We start from the raw sequence: 10620 nt of genomic DNA on the forward strand, positions 1-10620 counted from the left end.
GTATGAGATATGATTCAATTATTATAGGATTTGGAAAAGCAGGAAAAACATTAGCAGCAACTTTAGCTAAAAAAGGTGAAAAAGTTGCACTTATCGAAAAAGATAAAAAAATGTATGGCGGAACATGTATTAATATAGGGTGTCTTCCTTCAAAAAACTTATTAAATAGCAGTAAAGATGGTAAATTATCCCAAATTGATAAAAAAGAGTTTTATAAAAAATCTATTATTAAAAAGAAAAATTTAATAGCAAAGTTAAATGAAGCTAATTATAATAATGTAGTAAATTCTGGAGCTGAAGTTATAGATGGATTTGCTAGTTTTAAGGACAAAGAAACAGTTTTGGTTAAAACTGAATCTGAAGAATTGGAAGTAAAAGCGGATAAAATATTTATAAACACTGGGGCAACACCATTTATACCTAAAATGGAAGGTATTGAAAACAATGAAAATGTATTTACAAGTACATCAATTATGAATTTAGAAGAATTACCGGAAAATCTAACTATAATTGGTGGTGGATTTATTTCGTTAGAATTTGCATCAATTTATGCTAATTTCGGAAGCAAAGTAAGAATTTTGATTAGAGAAGACAAATTCTTACCTAGAGAAGATACAGATATTTCAGATGAAATTAGAAAATCTATTGAAGAAAAAGAAATAGAAATATTATTAAATTCTGAAACATCAAGGATAAAGGGTGATACTTTATATTATGTTGAAAATGGTGAAGAAAAATTAATAGAAAATACAAAAGTACTTATTTCTACAGGAAGAAGAGCTAATGTAAAAGATTTAAATCTTGAAAGTGCTGGAGTAGAATTAACAGATAGAGGATTGATTAAAGTAAATGAATACTTGGAAACAACACAAGAAAATATTTATGCTTTAGGGGATGTTTCTTCACAATATCAATTCACATATACTTCACTTGATGATTTTAGAATAGTAAAATCACAATTATTAGGTGATAAATCATACTCAATAAGTGAAAGAAAAGTATTTGCTACATCAACATTCATCGAACCTACTTATTCAAGAATTGGCTTGAATGAAAAAGAAGCAAAAGAAAAAGGGATAGATTATAAAGTTAATGTGATGAAGGCTGAATCTATACCAAATGCAAAAGTTTTGGGTAAAACAAAAGGATTACTAAAAGCATTAGTTGATAGTAAAACTAATAAGATTTTGGGTGTTATGTTATTTGTTGAAAGATCAGAGGAAATTATAAACTTTGTAAAATTAGCCATGGATGAAGGTTTAGAATATACAAAATTAAGAGATTTTGTTTTCACACATCCGACAATAAGTGAAGCTTTGAACGATTTATTTAATATGTAAAAATGAGAGTACAAATGTACTCCATTTTTATTTTAAAATATAGTATAATAATCGTGTTTATGGAGGATATTATGATTATTTCGTTATCGATTATTTTTTTATTTGGATTAATTTTAGCAAAGATTTCAGAAAGTCTTAAATTGCCTAGATTGCTAGGAATGCTTATTACAGGGATTTTGATAGGACCATTCGTGTTGAATTTAATACATATTAGTGTTTTTAAAATTTCGCCAGAGCTTAGAAAAATTGCACTTGTTGTAATTCTGATAAGAGCTGGACTAACTTTGGATTTTAGGAAAGTATTGGAAGTTGGGCGTCCAGCGCTTCTAATGTCATTCGTGCCAGCAACGGTTGAAATTTTAGCTTATACATTTTTGGCGAAATTCATATTTGGAATTGATATGTTAAGTGCTGCAATTATGGGGTCGATTTTATCAGCTGTATCTCCTGCGGTAGTTGTGCCAGGAATGATTAATGTTATTGAAAAAGGTTATGGAAATAAAAAAGGAATAGGACAATTGATTTTGGCTGGAGCATCTTTGGATGATGTGTTTGTATTGGCTATTTTCTCAAGCTTGGTTGGATTTAGTACGGGCGGAGAATTTTCCATATATAAATTATTAGACATTCCTATTTCGATAATTAGTGGAGTTTTGATAGGTGCTATTATAGGATATTTGCTAAGTTTAGTTTTAGGAAAGATTAAATTAACAAATAATATTAAAGTTTTATTCGTATTTGCAGCGTCTTTATTATTAGTTGGACTTAAAGATGAAATTGGAAAAGTGTTTGCTTTCTCAGAAATGTTAAGTGTAATGACACTTGGACTTGTATATTCTATGCAATCTGAAAGCATAGTAATTGACTCAGTAAAGAATGGATTTAATGGAATTTGGAATGGATTTGAAGTGCTTTTATTTGTGTTAATTGGAGCGCAAGTTGATATTAGATATACTTTGGGAGCAGGTATCTTAGGAATATTATTAATTTTTTCAACGTTAGCATTTAGAATTTTAGCTGTAAATATTTGTTTAATGGGAACAAATCTAAACTTAAAAGAAAAAGTATTTAGTATGATTTCGTATCTGCCAAAAGCCACAGTGCAAGCTGCAATAGGTGCCATCCCTCTATCACTTGGACTTCCTAATGGTACATTAATTTTATCTATTGCTGTTTTAGGAATTTTGATAACTGCTCCAATCGGGGCAATTGGAATAGAAAATACCTATGAAAAATTATTAGAAAAAGATTAATTATTAGATGTTAAAGTAGTATTAAAATTGCTTTTTTGATATAATTTAATAGATAGGAGAAGGATATGATTAAAAGATTTTTAGCCATGTTACTTTGTATTTGCATTATAGGTATGGGAATTGCATTATCGATAAAATCAGGAATAGGACTAGGTCCATATGATGCTCTATCGACAACATTATCCAATATCTCGCTTATAAAAGTTGGGACAATTACAATTATAATAAATGGTACATGCATTTTATTGCAAATTTTACTTTTAGGTAAGAATTTTAATAAATTTCAATATCTACAAGTTATTGTAATATTTGTACTAGGATATGTAATAAATATTTTTTATTATAATGTATTTACTTTTGAGGTAAATTCATATATTCAAAGAGTTTTATTATTTATTTTAGCAACAGCTATATGTGGTTTTGCAGTAGGAGCAATTATGAATATAAATGTAGTGTATACTGCACTTGAAGGTTTTTTGGATGCATTAGCTATAAAAACCAATGGTGATTTTTTGAAATATAGATGGGTATTTGATGTTATCGCAGTAGTTATGTGTTTATTGTTATCATACATATTTAATTCTGAATACATAATAAGAGAAGGTACAATTATAGCATTAATTATTTTTTCTCCAATTTTGGGTGTTTCAATGAAGTTTCAATATCCATATTTCAAAAAATGGGGATTATTACCAGTTGATAAAAAGATATGTTAGAGGAATTAGAAGAAAAGACAATTTAGATTGAGGAAATATGGAAAGATTTAAGAAGTTTGATTTATTATTAAATTTACAAATAGCAATCGCCTTCACTTTATCTATACTATTTTCTCAATTTTTTAATTTACAAAATGCTATTACTGCTGGCGTAATAACTTTGCTATCCGTTCAAATAACTAAGAAACAAACAGTAGTTATTGCCTTAAAAAGAGTTTTTGGATTTTTCTTGATGTTGGCATTGATATTAATATTTTTTAATTTCATGGGATATAATTTATATTCATTTGGAATATTCGTGCTAGTATTTGCGGTACTAAATTCATTTTTCAATATTTCCGTAGGGCTTGCACCAAATGTAGTTATTGCAGGACATTTTTATGCGAAAATGAGTACGGATTATAGTTTTATTCTTAATGAAATAGCTATCTATCTGATAGGATTAATAATGGCGATTGCAGTAAACTTGATTATTCCTATGACTAAAAAAGAAAAGAATATTGAAAGAGATCAATTAGATGAGTATGTAAAAAAACTACTTTTATATACTTCAAATTTATTAAATCAAGAATATACAATAAATAGCTCAAACATTGATAAACAAATATATGAAATTTATATTGATAAACAAATTAAAATTATAAAAAAATTTATAGATGATTTAGAAATTAAAACATTGAGAAAGATTGAAAATACGCTGCTTAATCGAGATATTTACGATTTAGAATATTTACAAATGAGAAAAAATCAAGTAAATATTTTAGTGAAAATTTACAGCGAATCAAAACGACTAGATTCAAATTTTGAACAAACGCAGGTAGTATCTGATTTTATTGATGAAATTAGAAATGATTTTGATGAAAAAAACACAGTTGTAGGATTAATAACTAAAGCAAAATTACTGATTAGTGATTTTAAAAATGATGAATTGCCAAAAACTAGAAATGAGTTTGAAAATAGGGCAATTCTTTATGTAATTATGAAAGATTTAATAGAATTTTTGAGAGAAAAATATATTTTTAAAAATAGGAAATTATGAAAAGAGAAATAAAAGATTTAAAAGAATTAGAAAATTATGGAAAAAAATTAGCTAAAATATTAAAGTTTGGAGATGTTATTTCATTAAAAGGCGATTTAGGAGCCGGAAAAACAACACTAGTTCAATTTATCGCTAAAGAGTTGGGGGTTAATGATTATGTAACTTCTCCAACATTTTCAATTGTAAATATTTATGAAGGTGACGAAAAAATTTATCACATGGATTTATATAGATTAGAAGATCCAACGGAGTTAGAACAAATTGATTTTGAAAATTATTTTTACCCAGAAGGAATTACATTTATTGAATGGGCAGAAAAAGGCGGATACTATCTACCTGAGGATATGATTGAAATTTCAATTGAAATAGGATTGAATAAGAGAATTATTGAAATTGAAGAAAATAATATTAGATCTAAAGAAATTGGAGAAAAATTAAATGAAGATTTTGGCAATTGATACATCTACCATGATGTCGTCAATAACTATAATGGAAGATAATAGAATAATTGGAGATTTTAGTATTAGTCAAGAAGAAACACATTCAGAAATGCTAGTGCCTCTTGTTAAGAGAATGCTTCAAGATTTGAAGATTAATTTATCTGAAATTGATGTTTATGCAGTTGCAAAAGGTCCTGGCTCATTTACAGGACTTAGAATAGGAGTTGCATCTATTAAAGCTATGGCTCAAGTTTTTGATAAACCAATTATTGGAATTTCAACATTAGAGGCTATGGCATTTTCAATTTTAAATGATAATAAAATTTTATCTATAATTGATGCTAGAGGAAAGAGATATTTTACCGGACTTTATCAATATATTAATGGTAAATTAGTTTGTGATTTTGAAGATATTATTTTAGAAAATAAATTAGTAGAAATTGTTGAGGAAAATGAGAAAATTACAATAGTTGGAGAAGCGATTGAAAAATTGCCACAATCAATTAAAAAAAGTGATAAAGTTATTTTGGCACCAGCTAGTCTGAACAATGCAATAGGTAAAAATTTATGTGTAATGGCAAAGCAAAAGTTTGAATCTGGAGAAACTGAAAGCTATTTTGATATTGCACCAAATTACTTGAGAAAATCTCAAGCAGAAGTTAATTTGATGAATAAATAAGAGGAAATTTTGAGTAATAGAGAATTTGTAGAAATAGACGAAAAATATATCGATTTTTTAGTTGAAATGGAAAAAGATTTTCAAAATCCGTGGCCATTGGAAGGGTTTTTCTTAGAAATGGAAAATGAGTTTACGAGGTCAATTGGGCTATGTATAGATGACGTTTTAGTTGGATATATGTTTTACAGTGAATATTTGGATGAAGTAAATATAAATCATTTTGTAGTCCATACAAAACATAGGAAAAATGGCTATGCTAGTGAAATTATGCAAGAATTATTAAATAGATTGACTAAAAAACAGTTGATTTATTTAGAGGTTAGAACTGACAACATTCCCGCTATAAATTTATACAAAAAATATGGATTAGAAATCATTAATACTAGAAAAAACTATTATAGTGATGGAGAAGATGCATACATTATGCAAAGAGATAGAAAGGAAGAATTATGAGAATTATGGGAATTGAGTCATCATGCGATGAAACAAGTATTTCAATAATTGAAGATGGAAGAAAAATTTTATCAAATGTGATTTTTACTCAAATTGATACTCATAAAGTTTATGGTGGAGTTGTACCTGAAATTGCGTCAAGAGAGCATATTAAAGCAATTAGTTATGTTGCAAAGGAAGCTCTGGAAGAAGCAAAAATAGGGTTTGATGATGTTGATTTAATTGCTGTAACTAAAGGACCTGGTTTGGTGGGTGCCTTATTGGTGGGGATTTCTTATGCTAAAGGATTGTCTTTAGCGCTTGATACACCTTTGATTGGTGTGAATCACATGGAAGGACACATTTGTGCAAATTATTTAGAATTTCCAGAGTTAGAGCCACCATTTGTATCTTTAGTTGTTTCAGGAGGACATACATATTTAGTTGATGTGTTGTCATATACAGATTATAGGGTTATTGGGAAAACAAGAGATGATGCTGCTGGAGAGAGTTTTGACAAAGTTTCTAGAGCGTTAGGTTTTGGATATCCAGGTGGTCCTGCTATACAAAATGCGAGCTATAAAGGGAATAAAAATGCTATAGATTTTCCGAGAGTAATGCTTGAAAAAGATTCTTATGATTTTAGTTTCAGTGGATTAAAGACAGCAGTTTTGAATTACTTAAATCAAGAAAAAATGGCGGGAAATGAGATAAATCCTTATGATGTTGCAGCAAGTTTCCAAGCAGCTGTTAATGACGTTTTAGTTGAAAAATCATTAAGACTTTTAAGAGAAACGGGAAGAGATAAATTTGTTTTATCTGGTGGAGTTGCTGCAAACAAAGATTTAAGAGAACATTTAGAATCGCAATTATCAGACATGAATGTTAAATTATATTATCCACCATTGAAATTATGTACAGATAATGCTGCAATGATTGCAACAGCTGGATATTATAACTATTTGGAATATGGAGCAGATAATTTAAGGGTGAATGTAATTCCAAATTTAGGTTTAGAAAAGGAGAACAATGACTAATTTATTGAAAAATTTAAATGATATGCAAAGACAAGCCGTTCTTACAACTAATGGACCTATTTTAATTGTTGCGGGTGCAGGTTCTGGTAAAACTACCGTACTTACTAGAAAAATTGCATATTTGATAGAAGAAAAAAATATTAGTGAATTTAATATTTTAGCATTCACATTTACAAATAAAGCAGCTAATGAAATGAAGGAAAGAATTGGAAAAGAGTTAAATAAAGATATTAGCCACATGTGGATTGGTACGTTTCATAGCATTTGTTCAAGAATTTTAAGAAGAAATATTGATAAAATTGGATATAAGAGCAACTTTAGTATTTATGACACTTCAGAATCGAAAACTTTGGTTAAGGAAATTATGAAGGAATTAAATATTGATGAAAAATACAATCCAATAAATTCGATTATTTCAAGTATTTCAGACCATAAAAATAAATTCCAAACACCGGAAGAAGTTATTGATAAAGCAATATACGAAAGACAGCGTAATATTGGCGAAATTTACAAACTTTATGAAAGAAGAAAAAAATTAAATAATGCGTTGGACTTTGACGACTTGATATTAAAAACTGTAAGTTTATTAAAAAAAGATCAAGAGACTAGAGATTATTATGCTGAAAAATTTAAGTATGTGTTTGTCGATGAATATCAAGATACAAATAAATCTCAGTATGAATTGATTAAATTATTTGCTGGAAAACACCAAAACATCTGCGTTGTAGGGGATAGTGACCAATCTATTTATTCGTGGAGAGGTGCTGATATCACAAATATTCTTAATTTTGAAAAAGATTTTAAAAATGCTTCAGTTATATTATTGGAGCAAAATTATAGATCTACAAAAAATATTCTAGATGCAGCTAATGATTTAATTAAAAATAATATTGAAAGAAAAGATAAAACATTGTGGTCGGAAAATCATGACGGACACAACATTGTTTATAGAAATTCTTCATCTGAATACGATGAAGCAGATGATATTGTGATGAAAATTCATCAAATGTACAGTGCTGGATATAACTATAAAGATATGGCAATACTTTATAGGACAAACTCCCAATCTCGTGTACTTGAAGAAAAACTGATGGCAGAGCGTATTCCTAATAAAGTTGTAGGTGGGCTTAAGTTCTACGATAGACGTGAAGTTAAGGATATTCTTTCTTATTTAGCATTCATAGGTAATCCTGATGATGACTTGTCATTTAAGCGAATCGTAAACATTCCTAAAAGAGGAATAGGAGATACAACAGTAGCAAAATTAGACAATTTTGCAAAACGAATAAATCAAAGTATCTTCGATGCAATTTATGCAGATGAATTAGATAAAGAACTTTCAAAAGCTGCAGTGACAAAATTAAGAAGTTTTGCTGATGAAATGCTTGCTTTTATAAATTTAGTTGATGAATATTTGATAACTGATTTAGTTGAAGATGTATATGTAAAAACAGGGTATAAGAAAATGTTGGAATCTTCAACGAAAATAGAAGATAGAGCAAGAATTGATAACATTTCCCAACTTGCAACAGCAGTAGCTGAATTTGAAAGTAAGAATGAATCTGCTAAACTACATGACTATTTGCAAAATGTAAATTTACTTTCAGATGTAGACAAAACTGATGATGAAGATGGAGTTAGTTTAATGACCATTCATGCTGCTAAAGGGCTTGAATATGATGTAGTATTTTTAAGCGGTATGGAAGAAGGTGTGTTTCCAAGCTTAAGAACTGTTGAAGAAGGTGGCTTGGAAGAAGAAAGAAGACTTGCCTATGTTGCAATTACCAGAGCTAAAGAGCGTTTATTTATTTCATCAGCTTCAACAAGAATGGTATTTGGTAGATCACAATATTCTAAAAAATCCAGATTCATCGATGAGATAAAATCACACTTAGAAGAAGAAAAACCAAAGTCTTCATTTGAAGATCAGCCGAAAGGCTTTAATTACGCAAGTTTTTATGGCTCATTTGAAGAAAAAAGAGAAAGAATTAAGCAAGAAGTTTTAGATAGAAAACAACAATTTGATAATTCATTAAACATGAATTTTAATATTGGTGATAAAGTTTCTCATAAAAAATATGGAGAAGGTATGGTAATCTCTATAACTCCAAATCCAGATGGAGATGAACTTTTAGTAAGTTTTGATAATAATGGTCTGAAAAGATTAAATGCTAAATTAGCTAGATTGAAAAAATTATAAAATAAAATTACAAAAATATATTACTTTGCGTAATTCTTTTTGTGATTATATAAAAAAGGAATTCCTAAGATATCGAAAATTTAGGGGATTCCTTTTGAAGTTTTAGAAGAAAGAATTAGATATATATTTTGTATTATATTTTTCTCTAATTTTATTTTGTAAATGCACTATAAAAAGATAGAAACTTAGAAAAGTTGGGATTTAATTTAAATAATGAAGTAATAGGTGGTTTTAGCGAAATAAGAAAGTGGAAAAAAGCTGAGTTGAAATTTTGTTGGAAAATTGAAGGATAGCCCCAGCTAATTTTGAATATAAAAAAAGCTAGGGCGAATTATTGTTTTTTATACTTTTTATGGCATATCTAACTTTGGATATAGAAAAAGCTAGTACTAATTTCAATTTAAACTGCTACCTTTAGTAATTCTCTTTTTTATAAAAAATTTACCAATTTTAGTTTGTGCCAATTGACATTGTTTCTGGAAGTGTTGCGCCACCATCGATTACAATTTGTTCACCTGTAATATAAGAAGCTTCATCACTGCCTAAAAATGCGAATAATTCACCAACTTCTGTAGGTTTAGCTAAACGTTTCATTGGAACACCAACTGCTATGTCATTAATTGCTGCTTCTGGATTTTCAGGATTTGATTCAACAGCCATTTTTTCAACCATAGGAGTTCTTGCGTAACCTAGTTGTGAACAGTTTACCCTTATATTTCTATTTGCGTATTCTATTGCTAAACATTTTGTTAAACCAACTAGTGCTGATTTTGTCATTGCATATGCTGCTTCACCTGCATCTGCTACGATATCTCCAGTTACAGAAGAAGCTATTACTATAGAACCTTTTTCTTGTTCTAACATGTAAGGGATTACCGCTTGACATGTATTCCATACACCTTTAATATTTACATCGATATGGAAATCCCTCATTTCGTCTGTAAATTCTTCAAAGGGAGCTAATCTACATACACCTGCATTGCAACATGCTATGTCTAATTTTCCAAATTTTTCAAAACCTTTTTTAGCTGCTTTAATCATTTGTGATTTATCAGCAACATTTCCTATATATGTAACTATTTCTGTGTTGTATGTTTCTCTAATCTTTTTTGCTGTTTCTTCAACAACTGGATCTAAATCAACCATTATTAATTTTGCACCATATTTAGCATATATTTGTGCAATACCTTCGCCTAAACCTAATGCAGCGCCAGTTATCAATGCAACTTTATTTTCTAATTTTTTCATAAAAAGTCTCCTTAAAATTTTTATTTGTAGCGTGAGTAGGAACTTTCATGTATATTATAGTACTAAAAAATATTTTTGTAAACGTCTTTCTAAGTTTTAAATAGTTTTAATATAATTTTGATATAAATTTAAAGAATTAATTGAAAGGGATGATTGTTTTTTTGCGTTATTAAAACTTTGTATTTTAGCAAATTTATTTTAAGATTATTATAAATAATAATTTACAATAGGGAAAA

At 28.6% G+C, this 10620-nt stretch carries 10 protein-coding genes; 9 read left to right on the forward strand and 1 reads right to left on the reverse strand.

The annotated features are described in order from the left end of the window. Positions 1–2: 2 nt before the first annotated feature. The 9 genes from ABGF48_RS01255 (at position 3) to ABGF48_RS01295 (ending at position 9136) form a co-directional block, all read left to right on the forward strand. Complete coding sequence (locus ABGF48_RS01255) at positions 3–1340, forward strand: FAD-dependent oxidoreductase (protein ID WP_408104551.1); 1338 nt, start codon at positions 3–5, stop codon at positions 1338–1340. Between the two features lie 71 nt (positions 1341–1411). Beyond that, the gene (locus ABGF48_RS01260; protein ID WP_408104552.1) at positions 1412–2593 is read left to right on the forward strand and encodes a cation:proton antiporter; all 1182 of its coding nucleotides are present in this window, start codon (positions 1412–1414) and stop codon (positions 2591–2593) included. Positions 2594–2658: 65 nt separating this feature from the next. Further along, the gene (locus tag ABGF48_RS01265) at positions 2659–3309 is read left to right on the forward strand and encodes a YczE/YyaS/YitT family protein (protein WP_408104553.1); all 651 of its coding nucleotides are present in this window, start codon (positions 2659–2661) and stop codon (positions 3307–3309) included. 37 nt (positions 3310–3346) lie between these two features. Further along, the gene (locus ABGF48_RS01270; RefSeq protein ID WP_408104554.1) at positions 3347–4348 is read left to right on the forward strand and encodes an aromatic acid exporter family protein; all 1002 of its coding nucleotides are present in this window, start codon (positions 3347–3349) and stop codon (positions 4346–4348) included. Then, complete coding sequence (gene tsaE, locus ABGF48_RS01275) at positions 4345–4806, forward strand: tRNA (adenosine(37)-N6)-threonylcarbamoyltransferase complex ATPase subunit type 1 TsaE (RefSeq protein ID WP_408104555.1); 462 nt, start codon at positions 4345–4347, stop codon at positions 4804–4806. The genes ABGF48_RS01270 and tsaE overlap by 4 nt, the downstream gene beginning before the upstream one ends. Further along, positions 4787–5467 carry a tRNA (adenosine(37)-N6)-threonylcarbamoyltransferase complex dimerization subunit type 1 TsaB gene (gene tsaB, locus ABGF48_RS01280; protein WP_408104556.1) on the forward strand — a complete coding sequence of 227 codons (681 nt, stop codon included), beginning with the start codon at positions 4787–4789 and terminating at the stop codon, positions 5465–5467. Before tsaE ends, tsaB begins: the two co-directional genes overlap by 20 nt. A gap of 9 nt (positions 5468–5476) precedes the next feature. Next, on the forward strand, positions 5477–5920 hold the full coding sequence (gene rimI / locus ABGF48_RS01285) for a ribosomal protein S18-alanine N-acetyltransferase (RefSeq protein WP_408104557.1): 444 nt from the start codon (positions 5477–5479) through the stop codon (positions 5918–5920). Next, positions 5917–6936, forward strand: coding sequence for a tRNA (adenosine(37)-N6)-threonylcarbamoyltransferase complex transferase subunit TsaD (gene tsaD, locus ABGF48_RS01290; RefSeq protein WP_408104558.1), 1020 nt, complete (start codon positions 5917–5919; stop codon positions 6934–6936). The genes rimI and tsaD overlap by 4 nt, the downstream gene beginning before the upstream one ends. Then, on the forward strand, positions 6929–9136 hold the full coding sequence (locus tag ABGF48_RS01295) for an ATP-dependent helicase (protein ID WP_408104559.1): 2208 nt from the start codon (positions 6929–6931) through the stop codon (positions 9134–9136). The genes tsaD and ABGF48_RS01295 overlap by 8 nt, the downstream gene beginning before the upstream one ends. Positions 9137–9586: 450 nt before the next feature. Here the strand turns inward: ABGF48_RS01295 and ucpA are convergent, their stop codons facing one another. Next, positions 9587–10384: an SDR family oxidoreductase UcpA gene (gene ucpA / locus ABGF48_RS01300; protein WP_408104560.1), complete on the reverse strand. Its 798-nt coding sequence runs from the start codon at positions 10382–10384 to the stop codon at positions 9587–9589. Positions 10385–10620: the final 236 nt, after the last annotated feature.

The sequence above is a fragment of the Helcococcus bovis genome (genome assembly GCF_046035835.1).
Classification (GTDB): domain Bacteria; phylum Bacillota; class Clostridia; order Tissierellales; family Peptoniphilaceae; genus Helcococcus; species Helcococcus bovis.

Excerpts from the sequence above, each read along its gene's own strand:
- ABGF48_RS01255 (WP_408104551.1), top strand. The coding sequence starts at position 3 with ATGAGATATGATTCAATTATTATAGGATTTGGAAAAGCAGGAAAAACA.
- ABGF48_RS01260 (WP_408104552.1), top strand. The coding sequence starts at position 1,412 with ATGATTATTTCGTTATCGATTATTTTTTTATTTGGATTAATTTTAGCA.
- ABGF48_RS01265 (WP_408104553.1), top strand. The coding sequence starts at position 2,659 with ATGATTAAAAGATTTTTAGCCATGTTACTTTGTATTTGCATTATAGGT.
- ABGF48_RS01270 (WP_408104554.1), top strand. The coding sequence starts at position 3,347 with ATGGAAAGATTTAAGAAGTTTGATTTATTATTAAATTTACAAATAGCA.
- tsaE (WP_408104555.1), top strand. The coding sequence starts at position 4,345 with ATGAAAAGAGAAATAAAAGATTTAAAAGAATTAGAAAATTATGGAAAA.
- tsaB (WP_408104556.1), top strand. The coding sequence starts at position 4,787 with ATGAAGATTTTGGCAATTGATACATCTACCATGATGTCGTCAATAACT.
- tsaD (WP_408104558.1), top strand. The coding sequence starts at position 5,917 with ATGAGAATTATGGGAATTGAGTCATCATGCGATGAAACAAGTATTTCA.
- ABGF48_RS01295 (WP_408104559.1), top strand. The coding sequence starts at position 6,929 with ATGACTAATTTATTGAAAAATTTAAATGATATGCAAAGACAAGCCGTT.
- ucpA (WP_408104560.1), bottom strand. The coding sequence starts at position 10,384 with ATGAAAAAATTAGAAAATAAAGTTGCATTGATAACTGGCGCTGCATTA.